Source organism: Ruegeria alba, assembly GCF_022321465.1.
Lineage (GTDB): Bacteria > Pseudomonadota > Alphaproteobacteria > Rhodobacterales > Rhodobacteraceae > Ruegeria_B > Ruegeria_B alba.
Genome location: NZ_JAKOEM010000010.1, coordinates 98769 through 120327, shown reverse-complemented (window position 1 = coordinate 120327; position 21559 = coordinate 98769). Strand labels below are relative to the sequence as shown.

The 21559-nt window shown below is 61.8% G+C and carries 22 protein-coding genes and 1 pseudogene; 17 read left to right on the top strand and 6 right to left on the bottom strand.

What is annotated here, in order from left to right; translation table 11 throughout:
• Positions 1-2 precede the first annotated feature (2 nt).
• The 14 genes from MB818_RS12875 to MB818_RS12810 all read left to right on the top strand — a co-directional run bounded on the left by MB818_RS12875 (position 3) and on the right by MB818_RS12810 (position 13234).
• Positions 3-1190 (top strand): MFS transporter, encoded by a 1188-nt coding sequence (locus MB818_RS12875; RefSeq protein WP_238905315.1) that lies wholly within the window; start codon positions 3-5, stop codon positions 1188-1190.
• Between the two features lie 100 nt (positions 1191-1290).
• A complete protein-coding gene (locus MB818_RS12870) occupies positions 1291-2139 on the top strand; it encodes a substrate-binding domain-containing protein (protein ID WP_238905314.1) in 849 nt (282 codons plus the stop codon).
• A 2-nt stretch (positions 2140-2141) separates the two neighbouring features.
• Entirely contained in the window at positions 2142-3566 is a 1425-nt protein-coding gene (locus tag MB818_RS12865) for a sensor histidine kinase (protein WP_238905313.1), read from the top strand.
• A complete protein-coding gene (locus MB818_RS12860) occupies positions 3560-4774 on the top strand; it encodes a sigma-54-dependent transcriptional regulator (protein ID WP_238905312.1) in 1215 nt (404 codons plus the stop codon). Before MB818_RS12865 ends, MB818_RS12860 begins: the two co-directional genes overlap by 7 nt.
• Positions 4775-4921: 147 nt before the next feature.
• Positions 4922-5446 (top strand): arsenate reductase (azurin) small subunit, encoded by a 525-nt coding sequence (locus MB818_RS12855; protein WP_238905311.1) that lies wholly within the window; start codon positions 4922-4924, stop codon positions 5444-5446.
• Between the two features lie 14 nt (positions 5447-5460).
• Positions 5461-7926 (top strand): arsenate reductase (azurin) large subunit, encoded by a 2466-nt coding sequence (locus MB818_RS12850; RefSeq protein ID WP_238905310.1) that lies wholly within the window; start codon positions 5461-5463, stop codon positions 7924-7926.
• A 63-nt stretch (positions 7927-7989) separates the two neighbouring features.
• Complete coding sequence (locus MB818_RS12845) at positions 7990-8511, top strand: DUF2478 domain-containing protein (RefSeq protein ID WP_238905308.1); 522 nt, start codon at positions 7990-7992, stop codon at positions 8509-8511.
• A gap of 64 nt (positions 8512-8575) precedes the next feature.
• The gene (locus MB818_RS12840) at positions 8576-9832 is read left to right on the top strand and encodes a molybdopterin molybdotransferase MoeA (RefSeq protein WP_238905306.1); all 1257 of its coding nucleotides are present in this window, start codon (positions 8576-8578) and stop codon (positions 9830-9832) included.
• 110 nt (positions 9833-9942) lie between these two features.
• Positions 9943-10233, top strand: a complete 291-nt coding sequence (locus tag MB818_RS12835) for an ArsR/SmtB family transcription factor (protein ID WP_238905337.1) — start codon at positions 9943-9945, stop codon at positions 10231-10233.
• Positions 10230-11288, top strand: a complete 1059-nt coding sequence (locus MB818_RS12830; protein ID WP_238905304.1) for a permease — start codon at positions 10230-10232, stop codon at positions 11286-11288. Before MB818_RS12835 ends, MB818_RS12830 begins: the two co-directional genes overlap by 4 nt.
• 13 nt (positions 11289-11301) lie before the next feature.
• Positions 11302-11538 carry a thioredoxin family protein gene (locus MB818_RS12825; protein ID WP_238905303.1) on the top strand — a complete coding sequence of 79 codons (237 nt, stop codon included), beginning with the start codon at positions 11302-11304 and terminating at the stop codon, positions 11536-11538.
• Entirely contained in the window at positions 11535-12446 is a 912-nt protein-coding gene (locus MB818_RS12820; protein ID WP_238905301.1) for an MBL fold metallo-hydrolase, read from the top strand. Before MB818_RS12825 ends, MB818_RS12820 begins: the two co-directional genes overlap by 4 nt.
• Entirely contained in the window at positions 12446-12859 is a 414-nt protein-coding gene (locus MB818_RS12815) for an OsmC family protein (RefSeq protein WP_238905299.1), read from the top strand. Before MB818_RS12820 ends, MB818_RS12815 begins: the two co-directional genes overlap by 1 nt.
• Before the next feature lie 24 nt (positions 12860-12883).
• Positions 12884-13234 (top strand): carboxymuconolactone decarboxylase family protein, encoded by a 351-nt coding sequence (locus tag MB818_RS12810; RefSeq protein WP_238905298.1) that lies wholly within the window; start codon positions 12884-12886, stop codon positions 13232-13234.
• 538 nt (positions 13235-13772) lie between these two features.
• On the opposite strand, the gene MB818_RS12805 is transcribed toward MB818_RS12810, so the two are convergent.
• The 4 genes from MB818_RS12805 to MB818_RS12795 all read right to left on the bottom strand — a co-directional run bounded on the left by MB818_RS12805 (position 13773) and on the right by MB818_RS12795 (position 17260).
• On the bottom strand, positions 13773-14459 hold the full coding sequence (locus MB818_RS12805) for an NAD-dependent deacylase (protein WP_234216136.1): 687 nt from the start codon (positions 14457-14459) through the stop codon (positions 13773-13775).
• 715 nt (positions 14460-15174) lie between these two features.
• Positions 15175-15342: a hypothetical protein gene (locus tag MB818_RS22130; protein WP_439653287.1), complete on the bottom strand. Its 168-nt coding sequence runs from the start codon at positions 15340-15342 to the stop codon at positions 15175-15177.
• Positions 15336-15875, bottom strand: coding sequence for a hypothetical protein (locus MB818_RS12800; protein ID WP_238905297.1), 540 nt, complete (start codon positions 15873-15875; stop codon positions 15336-15338). The genes MB818_RS22130 and MB818_RS12800 overlap by 7 nt, the downstream gene beginning before the upstream one ends.
• Positions 15876-16354: 479 nt before the next feature.
• Positions 16355-17260: a LysR family transcriptional regulator gene (locus MB818_RS12795; protein ID WP_234137133.1), complete on the bottom strand. Its 906-nt coding sequence runs from the start codon at positions 17258-17260 to the stop codon at positions 16355-16357.
• A 224-nt stretch (positions 17261-17484) separates the two neighbouring features.
• Between MB818_RS12795 and MB818_RS12790 the strand changes: the two genes are divergently transcribed.
• From MB818_RS12790 to MB818_RS12780, 3 genes and pseudogenes are all read left to right on the top strand, one after another.
• On the top strand, positions 17485-17925 hold the full coding sequence (locus MB818_RS12790) for a DUF4399 domain-containing protein (protein WP_234137132.1): 441 nt from the start codon (positions 17485-17487) through the stop codon (positions 17923-17925).
• Between the two features lie 77 nt (positions 17926-18002).
• Positions 18003-18326, top strand: a complete 324-nt coding sequence (locus MB818_RS12785; protein ID WP_234137131.1) for an NIPSNAP family protein — start codon at positions 18003-18005, stop codon at positions 18324-18326.
• Positions 18323-18667, top strand: a pseudogene (locus tag MB818_RS12780) (antibiotic biosynthesis monooxygenase family protein). Before MB818_RS12785 ends, MB818_RS12780 begins: the two are co-directional and overlap by 4 nt.
• Before the next feature lie 59 nt (positions 18668-18726).
• Here the strand turns inward: MB818_RS12780 and MB818_RS12775 are convergent.
• The gene (locus tag MB818_RS12775) at positions 18727-19356 is read right to left on the bottom strand and encodes a hypothetical protein (protein WP_234182479.1); all 630 of its coding nucleotides are present in this window, start codon (positions 19354-19356) and stop codon (positions 18727-18729) included.
• Between the two features lie 141 nt (positions 19357-19497).
• Positions 19498-21525 carry an NADPH-dependent 2,4-dienoyl-CoA reductase gene (locus MB818_RS12770; RefSeq protein ID WP_234162857.1) on the bottom strand — a complete coding sequence of 676 codons (2028 nt, stop codon included), beginning with the start codon at positions 21523-21525 and terminating at the stop codon, positions 19498-19500.
• Positions 21526-21559: the final 34 nt, after the last annotated feature.

Below are 21559 nucleotides of genomic sequence, written 5' to 3'. Positions count from 1 at the left end.
CCATGACCGATGCGGCGGTGGCCGGGCGGTCGCGACGGTGGCCAGTCATCTCCGCCCTCGGCGTGGTGATGATCTTCACATGGGGTAGCACCTACTACCTCATGACGGTCCTGGCAGCGCCCATCTCGAGGGATACGGGGTGGAGCCTCGGCTCTATTACCGGCGCGCTGTCTGCGGGACTGCTGGTCGCGGGCCTGGTCTCACCCATCGTCGGGCGGGCCATCGCACGTCATGGCGGGCGGCCAGTCCTCTCCGCCGGCTGCACGCTGATTGCCACTGGCCTGCTGGTCATAGCCAGTGCAACGCATCTGTGGATTTTCTGGACAGGGTGGCTTCTGCTGGGCCTCGGGATGGCGGCGGGCCTCTACGATCCAGCCTTCGCGTCTCTTGGGCGTCTCTACGGCCGGGAGGCGCGCAGCGCGATCACCGCGCTCACGCTCTGGGGCGGCTTCGCGAGCACGGTCTGCTGGCCGCTGTCCACGCTCATGCTCGAGGTTTGGGGCTGGCGAGGTGTCGCCGCGGCCTATGCCGTCATCCACCTCTTCGGGACCATGCCGCTCGTTCTGTGGACCGTTCCTGCCCCTCCGGCTCAAATCGAAAGGCGGTCGTTCGAAGAGCCGGATGTGCCGCGGCTCGCAGGGCGTGAGGCGATCGTCTTCGGACTGATGGCGGCAATGCTCGTTCTGAACGGGCTCATCGTCGTCAATGTCTCTACATGGCTGTTCACCTTTCTGCAGGCGCAAGGCCTCACCCTGTCTGCCGCTGTCGCCCTGGGCGCGCTCATCGGTCCGGCTCAGGTCGGGGCTCGTGTTCTGGAGATGGCAGGCCGTGGACGACACCACCCGATCTGGACACTCGCCATCTCGACCTTCGCCATCGCGGCCGGAATTCTGCTCCTGGCGGCAGACTATGGTGTCGCGGGAGTGGCGCTGGTTCTCTACGGAGGTGGCAACGGCCTGTTCTCGATCGCGAGGGGCGCGCTCCCGCTCGCCGTGTTCGGCGCCGAACGCTATCCCGCTCTCATGGGAAGCCTCGCACGCCCGTCGCTCATCGCGCAGGCCGCCGCGCCCGTCCTTGGAGCATGGGCCATCGCCGGAGCCGGGCCTCAGGCAACGCTGTGGATCCTCTCGGCACTGGCGCTCGCGAATGCCGGTTTTCTGGCTCTCCTGTGGCGCAGCATTCGTGCCTGAGGGCGCGTGCCCTGCGCATCGGGCCTTCCCGTCCGTGGCAATGCTGGATTGCCTCACATCGGCTCCGGTCGCTAACATACCAACAGGGAGGCAATTTTCGATGGACAGAAGGCGATTCCTCACCGGAGCGGCTACATGCGCGGCAATCGGATTGCCGAGCCTCGTGCGGGCCGCAGAGACATTCCGCCTCGGACTGACCCCGGTCTTTCTGGACAATGATGCCGTCGTCATCGAGCGCCTGAGGTCCGCGTTCACCGAAGCGATGGGCGAACCGGTCGATCTGATCCAGCGACGGACGTATCAGGAGATCACCGCGACCATTCTGGATGGCTCGGTGGATGCCGCCTGGATCTGCGGCTATCCATTCCTCCAGCATCGCGACAGTCTTTCTTTGCTCGGCGTTCCGGTCTGGCGCGGACGCCCCCTCTACCAATCCTATCTGATCGTGCGGGAAGATGACGAGGCGGAGGGGCTGGAAGACCTCCGGGGAGATGTTCATGCCTTCTCCGATCCCGACAGCAATTCGGGCTACCTCGTCACCGCATCCGATCTCGCGCGCATGGACGAGACACCGGAGCGCTTCTTTTCGCGGTCAATCTTCACCTATGGTCACCGCAACGTCGTGCGCGCTGTGGCAGGCGGGCTGACCCGTTCGGGAAGCGTGGACGGCTACGTCTGGGAAACCCTCGCCAATGTCGAGCCGTCCCTGACTGCGGGGACGCGGATCGTGACGAGGTCTGAATGGCTCGGGTTTCCGCCCTTCGCGGCGCGGGCGGATCGCGCGTCAGATCCCACGATCCGGCGGTTCGGTGAAGCACTGCGCAGCCTCGACGACACGTCGACTGGACGTGAGGCACTGCAGCTCCTGTTTCTCGACCGGATCGACGAAAGCGATCCCGGCCTGTTCGACGGCATCGCCGTCCGGATGGCCGAGCTGTCGGGACGCTGATCATGCTGACCCGTGTCGGAACATGGCCAATCACGATACGGGTCGCCGTCGCGACGGCTATTCTCATGGTCCTGCTCGGTCTCGCAGCATCGCAACAGGTGCTCTCCACTCTCGGCAGGCTTCAGGATGCACGGCTTCAGGAATATGCGCGGCTTCATGTCGAGGGTCTTGCCGTAGCCCTCGGCCCCTTCGCACTGCATAAGGACATCTGGGAAGTCTACGACACGCTCGACAGGGCACGTGCCAACGCGTCGGGCGAGAGGATCCTGTTCACGGTGGTTGCGGATGACAGGGGGCAGGTTCTTGCCGCCACCGATCCCGCAAGAGCCCCTGTGGATTCAGAAGTTGCCGTCTTTGCGAAGGATGCAGTTCCCGTAGGCGAAGTGACCGCCTCGAACGGCAACTCGGTCGCGCGGGTGATGGCGCCCCTGTCGGTGCAAGGCCGGGACGTCGGACAGATCGTGACGGAACTCGATGTCAGCGACCTTGTCGCGCAACGTCGCAATGCGGCACTCGCTCTCCTCGCGGGCAATGCCGCTGCCACAATGATCCTTGTCCTCGCTGGATACTTCGTCATGGCGCGCATGCTGAAGCCGGTCGAACTTCTGGCGCACCACATGGGAGAAGTCGGGGACACACCGCATCCCATTCCGGAAACAGCGATCCCGCGCTCGGACAGCGTCCTTGCGAGGCTCTTACGGAACTTCAACGACATGGCGGGGGCGATCGATGCACGGGCCGTGGCGGAGCGGCGCCTCGCAGAGCGGGAGCGTTTCGTCAGCCTCGGCCGGCTTTCCTCTTCCCTTGCGCACGAGATCAACAATCCGCTCGGGGGACTTCTCAATGCCACGGACACGATCCGCACCTATGCCGATCGCCCCGATGTCGTCCGACAATCCGCCGACCTCGTCGACCGGGGCCTGAGACACCTGCGTGACGTGAGCCGTGTCATTCTGGAAGAGAACCGGCTGGACAGGTCGGGACGTCCTTTGTCCCGTTCCGATTTCGAGGATCTTCGTCTGCTCTTCGAACCGGAAACGACCCGCCGTGGCCAACGGCTTGAATGGAAGATCGCTAGCGACGACGACGTCCTTCATGGCCTTCCCTCGGCACCCGTCCGGCAGATCGCCCTGAATCTGCTATTGAACGCATCCTCAGCCGCGCCGGACGGTGGAGCGGTCTCGTTTGATGTCCACGAGGAAGGCGAAGGGCTGCAGCTGACTGTGAAGGATGATGGGCCTGGCCTTTCGGAAGCCGCCCAGATGCGCCTCCTTTCCGAAGCTCCGGTAGAACCTGGGGGCGGTGTTGGATTGCGGCTGGTCCGGGATCTCGTGAGCGGCCTCGGTGGCAGGGTCGCCTGTCAGAGGTCGGAGGGCGTGACGCGGATCGGTGTGTTTCTTCCTGCCGCGGACAAGGGGCCATGCTGACCGGCCGCTATATCGTCCTCATTGAGGATGACGCCCTCATGGGCAACTCGCTCCTCCAGCGTCTGGAACTCGAGGGCGCCGAAGTCACGTGGGTCAAACAGGCGGTTCGGGGTATCGCTGCCGTTCGCACCCCGCGCAAGCCGGTGGACGCTGTCATTTGCGATATTCGTCTGCCGGACGGCACCGGGGAGGAGATCTTCAACACCGTGTCGCGCACGATTGCGCCGCCGCCTTTTCTCTTCATCACGGGCCAGGGCGAGATCGACCAGGCCGTCCGCCTCTTGAGGGCAGGCGGGGCCGACTACATGACCAAGCCCTTCGAGATGTCGGCTTTCCTTGGGCGTCTCGCGCAGATCCTTCGTCCTGATGAGAACGCGGGCCTGCCGGCGCAGACCGGCATTTCGCCGCTTGCCCGACAGGTGGATTCTCTGGTCGCCGACTACGCGCGGCATGACAAACCGGTCCTCATCCGTGGGGGACGAGGGTTAGGAAAAGAGCGGATCGCGAAGCGCATCCACGAGCTTTCCGACCGACAATCCGCCCCGTTCGTAGCGGTCAATGCATTCCGGGATGATGTGTCAGCCGATGCACTTGTCGCGGCGTTCGAGACGGCTTCCGATGGCACACTCTTCGTGAATGGCGTGGGGCGTCTCGACGGCGCGGGACAGGACCTGCTGATGGAAGCGCTCGGGCAAGGCCCCTTCAGGCTGATCGCCTCTTGCGGCACACGGATCGACGAAAAGGCGCAGGCGGGCGAGTTCCGCTCCGACCTTCTCTATGCCCTTGTCGCTCACGAGATCGTCGTGCCGCCCCTTGCACAAAGAGGCGAGGATGCAGTCTGGCTGGCAGGACAGATGTTCAAAGCTCTGAACGAGAGACGCGCGGCACCGATGCGAGGGGTTTCGGAACTCGCCCTTGCAGCGATCCGGGACCACGATTGGCCGGGCAACGGACGGGAACTGCGGTCGCGACTCCTCCGGGCCATGGACGTTGCGACCGGAGAATGGGTCTATCCCGCGGATTTCTTTCCGGAACTAAACCAGGAAGACCTCGAGGTTCAGCCTCTGTCGGAAGCCAGAGACCTTGCCGAGCGTCGCCAGATCATCAAGGCACTCGAGCGCACAGGCGGGCAGATCGCCGAGGCGGCGCGTCTTCTGAAGGTGTCCAGAACGACTCTCTGGGAAAAGATGCAAAAGCTCGGTCTTTGATCGCCCAAGACGTTCGGATTTCCGAACGTCTCGTTTATCTCAATTATAACAGATCCTTAATGCGGCCGCGGGCGCCTGTGGGCGTTCACATCCTGCCTTGAATCTGAGCTACGCTGCTCAAAACGTATCCAAGGGAGGACTCTATCCATGAAGTGCAACCGCATGGTCGATGTCGGCCGGCGCCAGTTCCTGCGCGGCAGTCTCGTCGGCGCAGCCGGGGCCGCGGCCGCAACCGTCTTGCCTGCGAGCCAGGCCAAGGCACAGGGCCTTGCCCGCGTCGACTACCCCTCGAACCGTCTGGCGAATGTCGCCGACCTCGTCGTCAACGAACCGATGGATATCGCCTATCCTGATGCGGACAGCCCCGGTGTTCTTCTGAAGTTGGGGCAGGCCGTCGAAGGAGGCGTCGGACCTGAAGGTGACATCGTGGCTTATTCGGTCCTTTGTCCGCACAAGGGCTGGCTCATGTCCTACAACGCTGGCGACAAGACACTGAACTGCCCGGGGCACCATTCGCGTTTCGACTGCGAGTCTGGCGGCCAGCAGATCTGGGGTCATGCCACACAGAACCTGCCGCAGTTCGAGCTCCGTGTCGCCGATAACGGCGACATCTTCGCCGAGGGCGTCGATGAGCTGATCTACGGCCGTTTGTCCAACGTGCTGGAAGCCTGAGGGAGGACTGACCAATGGCCTACAAGAGACAAGTCGGACGTCTGCCGATCATTCCCGCAGATGCACAGGAATTCAACGTCACCTGCCACTACTGCATCGTCGGTTGCGGCTACAAGGCCTATACATGGCCAATGAACCGGCAGGGTGGCCCGGCCCCGAACCAGAACAAGTTCGGCGTCGACCTCAACGCCCAGCAGATGATGGAAACCGAGGCGTGGTATGCGCCTTCGATGTACAATGTTGTCAGGCAGAACGGTCGCGACGTGAACCTCGTGGTCAAGCCTGACCCGAATTGCGTCGTGAACTCTGGCCTCGGGTCGATCCGCGGTGCCCGCATGGCTGAAAACAGGCCGTCGCGGGTGACGGGCACGCAGCAGCAGCGCCTGTCCGATCCGATGGTCTGGCGCAACGGCACTTGGCAGCCAACATCCTGGAACGATGCCCTCGACCTCGTTGCGCGTGTCACGGCCAAGGTGATCACCGAAGGGTCCGAAGACGATCTGGTCGTCTCGATGTTCGACCACGGCGGTTCTGCCGGCGGCTATGAGAACACCTGGGCCACCGGTAAGCTCTACTTCGAGAGCATGAAGATCAAGAACTGCCGGATCCACAATCGCCCGGCCTATAACTCCGAGGTTCATTCGACCCGCGACATGGGCGTCGACGAGTTGAACTATGCCTACGAAGACTATGAGTTGACCGACACCATCTTCATGGTCGGCGCAAACTCGATGGAGACGCAGACCAACCTGTTCCTGAACCACATGGTGAAGGGCCTTCAGGGCGGCGCGAAGTTCATCGCCGTCGATCCACGTCGCACGATCACGATTGCCTCGGCCGAGCAATATGCCGGTGCGGACAATGTGCTGCACTTGCCGATCAACGAAGGCACCGACATGGTGCTGTTCAACGCCATCTTCACTCATATCGTCGACAACGGTTGGGTCGATACCGACTTCATCGCCGCCTCGACCTTCCAGGGCGGCGAAGCGGTGGCTGAGGACAGTGCCCATCCGGCCGGGCTCGGCAGCCTCGACTATGCCATGCAGACTTGCCGCACCTCGCTTGACGAGGCCGCCGGCATCTGCGGTGTCCCCGCTGCCGATATCCAGAAGGCGGCGGAGTGGATCGCCCAGCCGCACGACGACGGCAGCCGCCGCAAGTGCGTGACGGCCTACGAAAAGGGCATCATCTGGGGTAACGACAACTACCGTACCATTGGCGCGCTGGTGAATATCGCGCTGGCGACCGGCAACATCGGCCGTGAAGGCGGTGGTGTCTGCCGTCTGGGCGGCCACCAGGAAGGCTACTATCGCCCTTCGGACGCCCATGTCGGGCGCCCTGCGGAATACATCGACCAGTTCCTGATCCGGGGTCTCGGCGGTGTGCACCACATATGGGCCTGCGACCACTACAAGACCACGCTCAACGCTTCCGAGTTCAAGCGTGTGCACAAGCGCCGGTCCGACATGGTCAAGGAGGCGATCGACGCGGCCGCGGGCGGCACCCGCGAGCAGGTAGTCGATGCCATCGTCTCAGCGATCAACGCAGGCGGTCTCTTCGTGGTGGATGTGGACATCATCCACAGCCAGATCGGCCAGAACGCCCATGTCATACTGCCCGCCTGTGAAGCCAACGAGATGAACCTCACCTCGATGAACGGCGAGCGGCGCCTCCGGTTGTCCGAGAAGTACATGGACCCCTTCGGGAACTCCAAGCCCGACGCCCTGATCGCAGCTGGCATCGCGCAGCACATGGAGCGCGTCCTGCGTGAAATGGGCCAGGATGCCTACGCCGACCAGTTCAAGGGTTACGACTGGCAGACCGAAGAAGACGCCTTCATGGACGGCTACAACAAGGGCAACCCCGAAGTGACCTACGAGCGCCTGCGCGCCATGGGCAACAACGGGGTGCAGGAGCCGGTCGTGGGCTTCGAGAACGGCCAGCTTGTCGGCACGCCGCGCCTTTACACCAACGGCCGTTTCACCCGCCACGGGCGCGAGGACGGCAAGGCGCTGTTCTGTGCGGCAGGGTGGCGCGGCTGGCAAGCCGCGGGCAAGGCGCGCGAACAGGCGTCCCACCGGTTCTGGATCAACAACGTCCGCGCCAACATATTCTGGCAGAACCAGTTCCTGGACCAGGACAACGACTTCATCCAGGACCGCTACCCGCATCCCTTCGTCGAGATGCATCCCGACGACATGGTCGAGCTTGGGCTGAACCCGGGCGACCTGCTCGAGATCATCAACGACAACGGCGTGACGCAGGGCATGGCCTATCCGATGCCGACGCTGAAGCGCAACACGGTGGCCATGGTCTTCGGCTCGCCCGCTGGCAGCCAGGGCAACGTGGTGAACCCGGGCGTGAACGAGCTGGTGCTGCCCGACTACAAGCACTGCTGGGGCGACATCCGGAAGATCTCGGACGCGACACCGGAAACCCGGGCGATCTCATTCAAGTCGCACGAGGTTGTGCTCTGACACTCTCATGACCTTCGACCGTGGCGCCCTGGAGGCGCCACGGTTCCTTCTTGGGAGAGCGGGATGAAGATTGCCTACGTGACAGTGCAAGGGCGCGGCCGGATCGACGACCTTCTCGCCGAGGTTGCCCACGCCTTCGAGGACGATGGACTACGACTGGCCGGAACCGTGCGTGTCAAGCCTGCGGATCCATCCGGGCATCCCTGCGACATGGATTTGCGTGTGCTCCCGGACGGTCCCGGGTTCCGGATCAGCCAGCCCTTGGGGCCCATGGCGAAAGGGTGCCGCCTTGATGGCGGCGTGATCGAGGCTATCGCGGCCGAGGTCGAGGCGCGCTTGGGTGGCGCGGACCTTCTGATCGTCAACAAGTTCGGCAAACTGGAGGCGCAAGGCCGCGGTCTGTGTCCTGCCATCACGCTGGCGATGGACATGGAAATACCGACGCTTGTGGGCGTGAACGAGATGAACGTGCCGGACTTTCTGTCGTTTTCTGACGGAGCGGCCGAGACTTTGAGACCGGACCTGCGCGCCATTCGCAGTTGGTTCGAAAAGGCTCACGGGCCTCGCTTCCTTGCAGCCGGTTGAGATGCGTCTGCCTGTCCGCAAAACGTGCGCTGGCAACACTTGTGAAAATGAAGGGGCGAGCGCCATGGCTATCGGCGATACATGCACGGCAGGGCGAAACGTTTCCGCGCTTTCTGTTGATGCCGCGCGCCTTCTTGCAGTTGCAGCCGTCGCGCGTGTCAGCGGAACAGAGCGCCTTGCGCTTGAAGACGCTTGTGGCCGGGTTCTCGCCGATGCGCCACGCGCACGCACCAACCTGCCGCCCTTCGACAATTCGGCGATGGACGGATACGCGGTTCGGATCGGTGATTTCGAAGGCGCCGGGCCCTATCGCTTTCGCTTGAGCGAGCGCATCATTGCCGGGGACACACGACCTGTGCACCTGGAGAAAGGCACCGCGGCACGGATCTTCACCGGGGCTCCGATTCCAAAAGGTGCGGATGCCGTCATCATGCAGGAAAGCGTCACGCGCAGGGGCAATGTCATCGAGATCGCGACACCGCCGCGTCTGGGTCTCAATATCCGGAGAGAGGGCGAGGACCGCAGACAAGACGAGCCGGTGCTGCCACGCGGCTTGCGCCTGACGCCACCGCGCCTCGCGCTTCTGGCGGCGGCTGGCCTGGCGGATGTCCCTGTTCATCGCCGACTTCGCGTCGGCCTGTGCTCGACGGGCAATGAGCTTCGCAATCCCGGCCAGACGCTCGACCATGGGCAGATCTACAATTCGAACCGCGTGATGCTGCGGTCCCTAATGGCCGAGCCCTGGATTGCGATGACCGATCACGGGATCCTGCCCGACGATCCTGACGCGATCCGCAGCGCCATCCGTCAGGCGTCGGCGTCGAACGACATCGTCATTTCGTCAGGGGGTGTTTCTGCCGGAGAGGAAGATCACGTCCTCGACGCGCTGAAGCGCGAGGATGCGACCCTTGAAGTCCTGAAGGTGGCAATCCGCCCAGGAAAGCCGCTCACGATCGGCCGGGTCGGCAGAGCTCTCTTCGTCGGGCTGCCCGGCAACCCTTATGCGGCAGCGATCACCTTTCTCCAGATCGCGCGCCCGGCACTGCGCAAGGCGGCGGGTTTGCTTGAAGAGATCGACAACTGGATTCCCGCGGTGTCGGGTTTCGACTATTCGCGCAAAGTCGGACGTCGCGAATACCTTCCGGTGACCTGGGACGAAAGAGACGCCCTTGGTCGCCCCATCCTGCGACGGCTGGATCGAGGCTCCTCGGCAAGTCTCGGACCGATTGCGCTGGCAAAGGGCATAGCCGTGATCGACCCCGACGTAGGGCGCGTCTTGCCCGGTTCGTCGCTCCAGGTCGAGCCACTGCTCTGCAGCTAGTGGTGTCCGATCGGCAAATCGATTGTCCGCACTGATGGGCATGGTGATCCAGATCAAGGCGGCGGCTATCTGCCCATGCGCACATGCGCATAAGCAGAAGGATGTCCAAGATGATTCTCACTGTGTTGAGTGCGCTCGCCGAACCGACGCGTCTCGGTGCGATGCGTCTGCTCGAAGACGGCGCTGAGCATTGCGTTTGCGAACTGATGGTGAAGCTGGATGCCAGTCAAAGCCGGATGTCGCGGCATATGAAGGTGCTCCGCGATGCTGATCTCGTAGTGGACCGTCGCGACGCACAATGGGTCCGCTATCGTCGCAACCCCGATCTGGCCCCGGAGATCATCAATCTGCTCGACGCGGTCCTTAATGCCGAGCGTGCATTCGAAGAGGAAGCAGCATGACCGCCGAAACCCATGAACCCGGCGCCCAAAAGGCGGCGTCTGAGTGGCTCTGGTACACCGGAGTTCTTGTCGCTGCTGTTCTCTGGTGGCTCGCTTACGACCGTCTGATCCCTTTCTCGGAATGGGCGACGGGACTCTTTCCCGTTGAACGGCACAGCCACACCGGCGAGGCCATTGCCTTCTTCATCTACGATGTGCCCAAGGTTCTCCTCCTCCTTACGGGCATCGTCTTCGTCACCGGGGTGCTGCGCAGCTGGTTCAGCCCTGAAAAGACCCGCGCGATCCTTGCGGGCAAGCGTGAGATCTGGGGCTATCCGCTGGCCGCGCTGCTCGGTGTGTTGACGCCCTTCTGTTCCTGCTCCTCGGTTCCGCTCTTCATCGGCTTTGTCTCCGCTGGCATCCCGCTGGGCGTGACCTTCTCCTTCTTGATCGCCGGGCCGATGGTGGGGCCGGTCGGCCTCGGGTTGCTCTACGGTCTCGTCGGCTGGGAGGTCGCCACGATCTACCTCGTGTTCGGGTTCACGATCGCCACGGTCGCCGGGTTCGTTCTGGGCCGCATGGGGCTGGAGAAGTACCTGCAGGACTGGGTGCGCGAGCTGAATACGGGCCCCGTTGGCGATCTACCCGAGGAACGGCTGACGCTGGTGGACCGGCTGAAGATCGGCGCCGAACAGGTGCGCGAGATCGTTGGCAAGGTTTGGATCTGGGTGCTGATCGGCATCGGGATTGGCGCGGCCATCCACGGTTATGTTCCAGAGGAGATGATGCTGCGGATCATGGGCGGCGAGGCCTGGTGGTCGGTGCCCGCCGCCGTGGTCGTGGGCGTGCCCATGTACACGAATGCGGCCGGGGTCATTCCGATTGTCGAGGCGCTGTTGGGCAAGGGAGCTGCCCTCGGCACGACGTTGGCCTTCATGATGTCAGTGATCGCTCTTTCGCTCCCGGAAATGATTATCCTCAAGCAGGTGCTGAGCTACCGGCTGATCGCGATCTTCATCGCCGTCGTGGCTGCGGGAATCCTGGCCACCGGCTTTCTCTTCAACGCAATTCTCTGAAAGGACGACACCCATGAAAACCGTCAAGGTCTTCGGCCCCGGCTGCAAGCGATGCGAAACCACCGAAGCCATGGTGAAGGACGTCGCCGCGAAGCTCGGCATTGACGTTGACGTCGAGAAGGTCACCGATCCCAAATCCATCGCCATGGCAGGCGTCATGTCCACACCGGGGATTTCCGTCGATGGAAAGCTGGTACATGCGGGCGGGCTGCCCGATGCCGCGAAACTCGAAGGCTGGCTGTCTGCATGATCCGCGCCGTCATCATATACGCGGCATTGATCGCTCCCGGTCTCGCCGTCGCTCAAGGCCTCGAGGTCCAGCCTGTCACGGAAGGTGTCTGGGCCATCGTCGGCGAAAAGGAACAGCGCAGCCCGGAGAACCTGGCGAACAACGCGACCTTCGGGTTCGTCGTGACAGGGAATGGTGCCGTTCTGATCGATCCGGGCGGGTCTTCGAAGGGGGCCGAAGCTCTTCATGCCGCAATCCGCACCGTGACCGACCAGCCGGTCCTCTACGTCATCGACACCGGGGGGCAGGATCACCGCTGGCTCGGCAACGGCTATTGGCAGGCGCAGGGAGCGACGGTGATCGCATCCGAAGATGCCGTAACTGACCAGCGCGAGCGCGGATCGATGCAGATGACGGCCCTTGCTCAGTTCCTGGGAGATGCCCTTGACGGCACCGAGCCATCTTATGCGGACGTGACGTTCGAGGCCGACTTCGCGCTGGACGTGGGCGGGCTGACGTTCGAGATCGTGCATCCGGGCGCCGCCCATACGCCGGGTGACAGTTTCGTCTGGGTGCCGGAACGCGATGTCGTTTTCACCGGCGACATCGTCTACGTGGAGCGCATTCTCGGTGTTGGGGATCAGAGTTCGATCACCGATTGGCCGGCGGCTTTCGAAGCGGTCGCGGCGACAGGTGCAGCGCATGTCGTCCCGGGCCACGGCCATGCCACGACGATGGAACGGGCGCGCGCCGACACCTACGACTACCTCATGAACCTGCGCACGCAGATCGGAGCGCTGCTCGGCGAGGGCGGAGACATCATGGATGCGCCTGAGGTCGATCAATCCGCGTTCGCCTACCTCGAGCAATTCGAGGCATTGGCCGGCCGCAACGCTCAGACGGCGTTCCAGCAGATGGAGTGGGAGTGATGCTCGAATACTCTGTCGTCGCGAACCGGGTAGATGCCCACGGGTCCTTGGCGAGAACCAAGGACGCCGAGATCACGCTCGATACGGACGTGAAAGGCCGGCTCGACGCATTCAACCCGGCTGAACTGCTGCTGGCGGCCGTTGCCGCCTGCATGATCAAGGGCATCGAGCGTATCGCCCCGGTCAACCGCTTCAGCTACCGCGGTGTCGAGGTGCGCCTTCGAGGCCTCCGCCAGGACAGCCCGCCTTTCATGGCCAAGATCACCTACGAGCTGATCATCGATACCGACGAGGACGACCGTAAACTCGATCTGATGCATCACAACGTCCGGAAGTACGGGACGATTTTCAACACAGTTTCCGCGGCGACCAAGCTGGAAGGTACGATACTCCGGAAAGCCAAGACAGTCTGATCCGCGCAGAGGGGAGGAAGCAACATGACAAAAGACTTCAAACGAATTGCCGACGACGTGATGGCTGGAGTGGGTTTGATCCGGGAAAGCGAACCCGATGCGATGAAGGCGTTCGCTGCGCTGTCATCCGCTGCTACGGCCAGCCACGCTCTTGATGCGAAGACGAAAGAACTCATGGCGCTCGCGATCGGCATCGCTGTCCACTGTGATGGATGTGTCGCCTACCACACGCGGATGGCACGCACACACGGGGCCACGCGGGAGGAAGTATCTGAGACTGTCTCCCTGGCGCTTTACATGGGCGGCGGACCAGCTGCCGTTTACGGTGCAGATGCGTTGCGCGCCTATGATGCTTTCGCAGCCGGTACCGGCTGACGCTCTGCTCATCCTTCTTCGCGTCCTAAAGCCGAGCTGGGAGTGCAAATGCCATCTCTTATGGCACGCGGAAAGCATAAAGCGCCAAAGTCATCTCGCGGACTGAATAAAAACAGATACTTAGAGGTGGAGAACGTTGGATCCCGGTCCCGTTCCCTCCGCCACCATTTCTTTATAAATTATTGAATTATAATGGAAATTCGACGAAATAGTTGAATGCATCCCCCACTAAATCCCCCACATTGACGCGGCTTACCTCGGATTTTCACGGAACTTACCTAACTAGCAATCCTAAGAAGCGCCTGAAAATAACCAGCCGTGAATGAAAGGCAATCAGGTTCTGTCGCATAGCAATGGACCGGCTCTAGATCACATACGCCCGCGATTGCGCTGAATATCTCGGTGAGCGCCCGTGCGCCGAGCCTCAGCTATGGGTACGCGCGCGTAAGCGTGTCGAAATTGCGGCTAAACTGTTGTCGATGCTACTCATGACCCGATACATGTCGGTATGCGGTGCGTAGGTGGCGAACAACGTAGATTAGCCTATCATTGACGCGACCCACCGAGGAACAACTTCGCTTGCTGCCCCTCTCAGTGTCTCGTCGAAGAATTCGGAAACGATTGTTTTGGCAGTATTGATTTCAAGCGTGCGTACTCCGGACACCTTCGCCTGCCGAACCCAGTCCGCCGCGGGATGCACTGTTCCCGAGGTTCCAATCGCAACGAACAGATCGGCTTTCTTGATGGCTTGTTCGATCATTCTGGTCTCTTTCGGAGCCTCTCCAAAAAGAACGATATTGGGTCGAACGGCAGGTTCGTCACAATGTGGGCAGGTGTCCTCTGGATCCAAGTCGTAGGATGCAGACCATGACCGCCAGCACGCATTACATTTCGCTTCAAAGATCGAACCGTGAATATGACTGACTTTGCTAGATCCCGCCCTTTCGTGCAGATCATCGATGTTCTGGGTGGCGACAATCACTTTGTGCTTTGTCGCAAACTGCGGTCGCGCCAGCGCGACATGTGCTGCGTTTGGGTGAGCCTTGGCGATCTGCTGTCTGCGCGTGTTGTAAAAGTCCAGCACCAATCCTGGATTTCGCGCCAAGGCGTCTGAGGTCGCGAGGTCTTCCACCCGCAGCCCGTTCCACAGGCCTCCCATTCCTCGAAACGTCGGCAGACCGCTTTCGGCGGATAGTCCTGCCCCTGTGAGAACCAGTATTTTCAAGCGATTGGTTTCCTGAAATCTAGCGTTCGGGGACGTACTGTCAGCCAGACGGATCAGCCCAGCTACCGAACACGGCGATCCGATAGCTTTGGCGCTGGAACTCCCTTACCGGATCGGATTGCGCGCCAGTTCCTTCCTCATCCAGTCGGAGGCTTCTTTCTGATCTTGCCTTAGCGCCTGTATCTCGGAGGGCATCAGCATCTCGGAAGTTGAGGACATAGGCCGCTTCGCTGGCTGTGAGGGCGCTTGGATCGATGTCGAGTTGTTCTCTGATTTCATCTGCAAACCTCCTTTCAGTTTTGCGAGTTGTCGCTGGCGAGGCGCCATCAATACCATTTCTGCTGCCCCCTACAAACAACACTTTGCGCGCAGGCTCTCGAGGCAGTCGAGTTTTTGGAGGACGGCGCCTCGGCAGCGAAGTGGGTAGAGTCTGCAATCTCTTCCGATGGGATGAGCCAGAAATCTATCCTCTCTGCCGAGGCAATCCGAAAGATAGCGTCGGATGTCGAAAAAGACAATGGGGCCGCCCGACAAGTCTAACTCCAGCGTCACGCGGTCAACTCAGCACAAAACCTAGTCAATCAAAGTCAGAACGCACCAAAGAGCAGACTGGGCCTGCCTCGATACTTGTTCATCGCTCAAGAGCTTTATTTTCAGCCATACGCTGTTTTCCGTAAACGCCATGACCGAGCTCGTGCAGGAGTGCATGCTCTGGTTAGTCCTTTGTGGCATAGAGAGCGTTTCCGGCGCCACCTTCTTTCAGTCTGAACACATCGAACCGGACCTCATCATCGGTGCGATAGACAAAGAATGGGGTGCCGCTAGGCATTTCAAAAAGGTGTTTCCGTCCTGGTTCTCCACGACAAGATCCGCGTCCTACCAATCCCCCTTCTTGCGAAGCGGGTCTTTGGCGGAACCAATGGTCTTGGAGGGTTCGGAAGCAGGCTTGCGGGGCGCTGCCCGGGCGGCGTCTACGCCTTCGGCTTGGGTTTGCTCTCGACCAGCGATCCCGGCGGATACGGGTTCAGGCCCGCTTGCTTGCGCTTGTCCATCACCATCCCGAGCAGGGCCAGCTTGCGGCCCTCTTCCTTCGCCCAGGCTGCTCTCTCTTCTGACAGCATCGGCAAAGGCTCGCGCTGCGTCTGCGAGTTTTCCGTCTTCTCGGTACTTGCGGGCTGCTTCGGTGAGTGCATCGCTGATCGGTCCTTTGGTGTTGGCCTGCTTCGAGAGTGCGGCCCGTGCCTCGGTGTCTGCCTTGAGGCGCGCTTCGTTGGTCTCCGACTGTAGCACGTTCCCGGCCTCAGAGATAGCGTCGGCCCGGTTGACCAGCGTCTTGAAGGTGCTGATCTCGCTTCCAAGGTCTTTGATGGCCCGATCGAGGACCTTGGCGCGCTCAAGGCAGAGGCTTTCCTGCACGGCCTCTTCGCCAAACAGCGAAGCTTGCGTTTCGGTCGCGGCCTCGGCTGCAGCCTGCTAGGTAAATCCTTTCCTCATAGGTGATTCTAGATTCACCCCCCAAAGCACACTTCTTGACCGATGTCCTGTTACTTCTCGGAGAGAAAATACTGGCCTGAAAGCGCGCTGTTTGAGGACTGCCCCGAAGTCAAGCGGCGAAATCAAGTCATCGAAATAATTCACTAGAATAACGGCTTGACGTTTAAGGGTGGCCAGTTTGTTTGCACTTGCTGGTCGGAATAACTATTTTCCAGAAATGCTCAGCGAAGACGGTGATATTCGACCTGATTGCAAAAATAGGTCTTGATAATTTCACAACGTTTCTTCTTGTTCTTCTTTTTTAGATATCAAAGACTTGTCGTTACTCGCCTTCCATTTCAAGGAAAAAACCCCGCGCCAGGCGCGGGGCAGTCTTCTTGCCAGGGAAGCAAGCGGGAATTTTACCAGTTCATCGGCCCCTTGTCCGCAAAAGAATGGACCAGGAAATCAATGAAGGCGCGCACCTTGGGTTGGGTGAACCGACCGGGTGGATAGACAGCGTAGATGCCCTGTACTTCGTCGGGCAATGACGGCATCGCATCCTCGACGAGCCCCTGTTCCATGGCATCGGCGAACAGGTAGCAGGGCAGATAGGCGATCCCCAGCCCGGAAATGGCGGCGTTCAGCAGCGACTGACCGTCGTTCACACTCAGCCAGCCGGCGGTGCGTACCTGACGTTTCTCGCCCGACGGCGCGGTTAGCTTCCAGACATTGCCCGAGGCCTGGCTGGAATAGTGCAACAGCTTGTGTTCGTTCAGATCGTCGATCTTTTGCGGTCGCCCGTATTTCTCGAAGTAGCTGGGGCTGGCGATCATCCGTTTGGTGGTTTCGCTCAGCTTGCGGGCGCGCAGGGTGCTGTCTTCGAGCTCGCCGATACGGACGGCCATGTCGAACCCTTCCGAGATCAACTCAACATAACGGTTGTTCAGAACCATGTTGACGGTGATATCGGGAAACTCAGCCAGAAAGCCGGACAGGACCGGCGACAGATGATTGACGCCGAAATCGGTCGCGACCGAGATCCTGAGCAACCCCGAGGGCGCTGATTGCATCGAGGTCACCAGCGCGTCGGCCTCTCCGGCATCGTTCAGCACCCGACGAGCGCGATCATAATAGGCCAGGCCGATTTCCGTCGGCGACACCCGGCGGGTGGTCCGGTTCAACAGCCGGGCGCCCAGGCGCGCTTCGAGACTGGAAACATGCTTAGACACCGCGGATTTCGAGATGCCCATCTTCTTTGCCGCATCGGTGAATCCGCCCTGGTCCACGACATTGGCAAAAGCTTCCATTTCTGTCAGTCGGTCCATGCTCGGTTCCTCGGCTGATTGATCTTGCTTGAGGATCACTTATCCGGGCAGATCTGGGCGAGAACGGGGCAGAGCTGGGATAATATCAGGGTTTTGTCGCGGATCGTTTGCGGCAGGGAAACAGGGAAACAATGGTTTTCGGTGCCTGAAAACATCTTCGTGATCCGAGAAACGGCGCATCTGCGGTAGGATCGCAACAGAGTTTTTGCACAAAGGAGACCCACGTGAAACAGCTAGCCGCCTGTCTGGCCGCTCTGGCCATCGCGCTTCCGGCCTTTGCCGGTGGCGACACCGTCGCCAACCCCGAGGCGCGCGTCTATTTCGCCAACCTCGCCGATGGCGATACCGTCTCCTCTCCGGTCAGGGTGATCTTCGGCCTCAGCGGCATGGGCGTCGCCCCGGCCGGGACCAAAGCCGAGAATACCGGCCATCACCACCTGTTGGTCGACCGGCCGCCGATGGGTCAGGGCGAAGATGGGGCCGAGGAGCTGACATACGCCCTTCCCGCGGATGAGCACCACCGCCACTTCGGCAAGGGCCAGACCGAGGTCACGCTCGACCTCGAACCGGGCAAACATACGCTGCAGTTGGTGATGGGCGACTATACTCATGTGCCCCACAGCACCCCGATCGTGTCCGAGGTGATCACCATCGAGGTGAAGTAGGTCGTAAGCTTCGACCGCGGGCGAACCCTCGCCGGCGATCCTTGCCCTAAGACAGGGGTCCAGATGAAAGGACCCCAATGCTGACCTGCATCATCCGCTACCATATCGACCCGACCAAGCGAGCGCAGTTCGAACGCTACGCCCGGACCTGGGGCCAGGCGATCCCGCGTTGCGGCGCCGACCTGATCGGTTACTACGCCCCGCACGAGGGCTCATCGACCCTCGCCTATGGCATCTACAACATTCCCAGCCTGGCCGAATACGAGACCTATCGCGCCCGCCTTGCCGCCGATCCGCTGGGGCGCCAGAACTACGACTTCGCCCAAACCGAGAAGTTCATTCTGCGCGAGGACCGCACATGGCTCAAACGGGTCTCCACCCCGCATGGAGAGCCGACATGATCGCCGTCATCTTCGAAGTCGAACCCGCCCCCGAACAACAGGATGCCTATCTCGATCTCGCGGGCCGGATGCGCGCCCTGCTTGACGATATGCCGGGCTTCATCTCGGTCGAACGGTTCCAGAGCCTCAGCACCCCCGGCAAGCTCTTGTCGCTGTCGTTCTGGGAGGATGAAGAAGCCGTCACCCGCTGGCGCCGGCTTGCCGCCCATCGCGGCGCGCAGACTCGCGGGCGCTAGGCGCTCTTCGCCGACTACCGCCTGCGCGTGGCGGGCGTGATCCGCGACTATGGCATGACCCACCGCGATCAGGCCCCCGACGACAGCCGCGCAAGCCACGGCTAGAACAACCAGCGCAACAGAGGTTTCAACCAACAGGGGGCGCGGTCCGATCCGTGTGGCGGTCAATCGCCCCCGGCACCGGCCCGCAGCTTGCCCAGAACGACCGGCGAATACTGCGCCGCACCGCCCGGCCCGAACACATGTTTCTGGATGCGCTCGAACGCTTCGAGATATTTGGTGTACGAGGTCAGGTCGACCCCGCTCGGCGCGGGCAGCATGTCGCCCAGCGCCCCGGTATAGCCCCTTACGCTGATCTCCATCTCTGCCCGCGACAGGCCCAGCTGCGCCTCGGCGGCGATATTGGCCACCGAGACCTGCGCATCCGATTTGAAACTGGTGGCCTCGATCTTCAACAGAACCGCAACGCCGATTTCCACCTGTTGGCCATCGACCGTCCCCACCATGAACGATTTCGCCTCCTGCAACACGCCCACCGACTTGCCGCTGGCCTGCGCACTGAACAGGCTGTTGAACCAGCTGACCTTGCCGCTGGCCTCGCGGGTAAAGGCCACCGCGCGTACATAATGCTGATCGAGCGCAACCGGATCACCCGGTTGCAGCCCATTCTCGCCGCCCAGGCCAAGCCCTAACCCCTCGGTCTGCGGACCACCGGGATCGCCGGTGCGGAACCGATAGCCCGAAAACAGTGGGTCACCGGCAGAGAGAGGTTCATAAAGCGCTTTTTCCGACATGAGCGTTCAATCCTTGCAACCAATGGCTGAACACTACCATGAAACCCAGCCAAGGCCCAAGCGCTTTGCCCCTTCATTTCGCTGCAAATACTCCCGCCGGAGGCAGAGATTTTTCGACGAAAAATCTCTCCATCGCCCCGATCAGAACGACAGCGCCAGCCGGGTGCCCTGATTGATCGCGCGCTTGGCGTCCAGTTCGGCGGCCACGTCCGCCCCGCCGATCACATGGCAGGGCACGCCCCTGGCCTCCAGCGCATCCGCCAACGACCGGTCCGAGACCTGACCGGCACACAGAACCACGGTGTCGCAGGCGATCACCGTCGGGTTCTCCCGCGCCTCGCCAAAGCTGATATGGAGACCGTCGTCGTCAATCTTCTCGTAGTTCACACCGCCCACGAAATTGACACCCTTCATCTTCAGCGTCGCGCGGTGGATCCAGCCTGTCGTCTTGCCCAGGTCCTTGCCATGCGCCTTGGCCTTGCGCTGCAACAGCGTCACTTCGCGCTCGGGCTTGGCGGGCTGCGGCCCCTCGGGCGCCAGGCCCGAGCGGTGCTCGCCCGGGTCGGTCACACCCCATTCCTTCATCCACAGCGGCAGGTCGGTCGCCGGGCTGTGGCCCTCTTCCAGCAGGAACTCGGACACGTCGAACCCGATGCCTCCGGCACCGATCACCGCCACCCGCTTGCCCACCGGCTTCTTATGGCGCAGCACGTCGACATAGCTCAGCACATTGGCCCGGTCCTGTCCCGGGATCGCCGGATCGCGCGGGCTGACGCCCGTGGCGATCACCACCTCGTCAAATCCGCTCAGATCATCGGCGCCTACTGCCTGGCCCAGTTTCAGGGTCACACCCAGATCGGCCAGCATCACCCGGTACCAGTCCACGAGCCCCCAGAACTCTTCCTTGCCTGGCACCTGCTTGGCCATGTTCAACTGACCGCCGATCTCGTCCGACTTGTCGAACACGGTCACCGCATGGCCGCGCTGCGCGGCGGTGATCGCGGTCGACAGGCCCGCAGGACCGGCGCCCACGATGGCAACCTTCTTGGGCGCCGCCGCCGTCTCCACCACCAGTTCGGTTTCATGACAGGCGCGCGGGTTCACCAGGCACGAGGTCAGTTTGCCCCCAAACGTATGGTCCAGACAGGCCTGGTTGCAGGCGATGCAGGGCGCGATGCGGTCGCCCTGTCCCGCCGCCGCCTTGTTGACGAAATCCGCATCCGCCAGCATCGGGCGGGCCATCGACACCATGTCGGCACAGCCGGTTGCCAGCACGTCCTCGGCCACTTCGGGCGTATTGATCCGGTTCGAGGTGATGACCGGGATCGACACTTGCCCCATCAGCTTTTTCGTGACCCATGCAAAGGCCGCGCGCGGAACGCTGGTGGCAATCGTCGGAATCCGCGCCTCGTGCCAGCCGATGCCGGTATTGATGATCGTGGCACCGGCCTTTTCGATCTCTTTCGCCAGCTGCACCACCTCATCAAAGGTCGAGCCATTGGGGACAAGGTCGATCATCGACAGGCGATAGATGATGATGAAATCGGTGCCCACCGCCTCGCGGGTGCGGCGCACCACTTCGATCGGCAGGCGCATCCGGTTGTCATAAGATCCGCCCCAGCGGTCGGTGCGCTTGTTGGTATGGGTGACCAGGAACTGGTTCAGGAAATACCCCTCCGACCCCATGATCTCGACCCCGTCATAGCCCGCCTGCTTCGCCAGCACCGCGGCATTGACGATATCGCCGATCTGCTTCTCGATCCCTTCCTCGTCCAGCTCGGTCGGCGGGAACGGAGAGATCGGCGATTTCACCGGGCTGGGCGCCACGCATTTCGGCCCATAGGCATAGCGGCCGGCATGCAGGATCTGCATCGCGATCTTGCCGCCCGCCTCGTGCACCCGGGCGGTGACGATGGAGTGGTTCGCGACATCCTTGTCGCTGGTCATCATCGCCGCCCCCGGCAGGACAGACCCTTCCATGTTCGGACCGATACCGCCGGTCACCATGAGCCCCACGCCACCCCGCGCGCGATCGGCATAGAATTCGGCCACCCGGTTCCAGTCGCGGGTCTCTTCCAGCCCGGTATGCATCGAGCCCATCAGCACGCGATTCTTCAGCGTGGTAAAGCCCAGATCAAGCGGGGCAAGCATATGTGGGTACGCAGTCATCGGAATTACTCTCCCTCGGATTTGACGGGCAGGA

Excerpts from the sequence above, each read along its gene's own strand:
- MB818_RS12855 (WP_238905311.1), top strand. The coding sequence starts at position 4,922 with ATGAAGTGCAACCGCATGGTCGATGTCGGCCGGCGCCAGTTCCTGCGC.
- MB818_RS12865 (WP_238905313.1), top strand. The coding sequence starts at position 2,142 with ATGCTGACCCGTGTCGGAACATGGCCAATCACGATACGGGTCGCCGTC.
- MB818_RS12875 (WP_238905315.1), top strand. The coding sequence starts at position 3 with ATGACCGATGCGGCGGTGGCCGGGCGGTCGCGACGGTGGCCAGTCATC.
- MB818_RS12840 (WP_238905306.1), top strand. The coding sequence starts at position 8,576 with ATGGCTATCGGCGATACATGCACGGCAGGGCGAAACGTTTCCGCGCTT.
- MB818_RS12775 (WP_234182479.1), bottom strand. The coding sequence starts at position 19,356 with ATGTCGGAAAAAGCGCTTTATGAACCTCTCTCTGCCGGTGACCCACTG.
- MB818_RS12825 (WP_238905303.1), top strand. The coding sequence starts at position 11,302 with ATGAAAACCGTCAAGGTCTTCGGCCCCGGCTGCAAGCGATGCGAAACC.
- MB818_RS12830 (WP_238905304.1), top strand. The coding sequence starts at position 10,230 with ATGACCGCCGAAACCCATGAACCCGGCGCCCAAAAGGCGGCGTCTGAG.
- MB818_RS12795 (WP_234137133.1), bottom strand. The coding sequence starts at position 17,260 with ATGGACCGACTGACAGAAATGGAAGCTTTTGCCAATGTCGTGGACCAG.
- MB818_RS12785 (WP_234137131.1), top strand. The coding sequence starts at position 18,003 with ATGCTGACCTGCATCATCCGCTACCATATCGACCCGACCAAGCGAGCG.
- MB818_RS12815 (WP_238905299.1), top strand. The coding sequence starts at position 12,446 with ATGCTCGAATACTCTGTCGTCGCGAACCGGGTAGATGCCCACGGGTCC.
- MB818_RS12850 (WP_238905310.1), top strand. The coding sequence starts at position 5,461 with ATGGCCTACAAGAGACAAGTCGGACGTCTGCCGATCATTCCCGCAGAT.
- MB818_RS12770 (WP_234162857.1), bottom strand. The coding sequence starts at position 21,525 with ATGACTGCGTACCCACATATGCTTGCCCCGCTTGATCTGGGCTTTACC.
- MB818_RS12860 (WP_238905312.1), top strand. The coding sequence starts at position 3,560 with ATGCTGACCGGCCGCTATATCGTCCTCATTGAGGATGACGCCCTCATG.
- MB818_RS12810 (WP_238905298.1), top strand. The coding sequence starts at position 12,884 with ATGACAAAAGACTTCAAACGAATTGCCGACGACGTGATGGCTGGAGTG.
- MB818_RS12835 (WP_238905337.1), top strand. The coding sequence starts at position 9,943 with ATGATTCTCACTGTGTTGAGTGCGCTCGCCGAACCGACGCGTCTCGGT.
- MB818_RS12820 (WP_238905301.1), top strand. The coding sequence starts at position 11,535 with ATGATCCGCGCCGTCATCATATACGCGGCATTGATCGCTCCCGGTCTC.
- MB818_RS12845 (WP_238905308.1), top strand. The coding sequence starts at position 7,990 with ATGAAGATTGCCTACGTGACAGTGCAAGGGCGCGGCCGGATCGACGAC.
- MB818_RS12870 (WP_238905314.1), top strand. The coding sequence starts at position 1,291 with ATGGACAGAAGGCGATTCCTCACCGGAGCGGCTACATGCGCGGCAATC.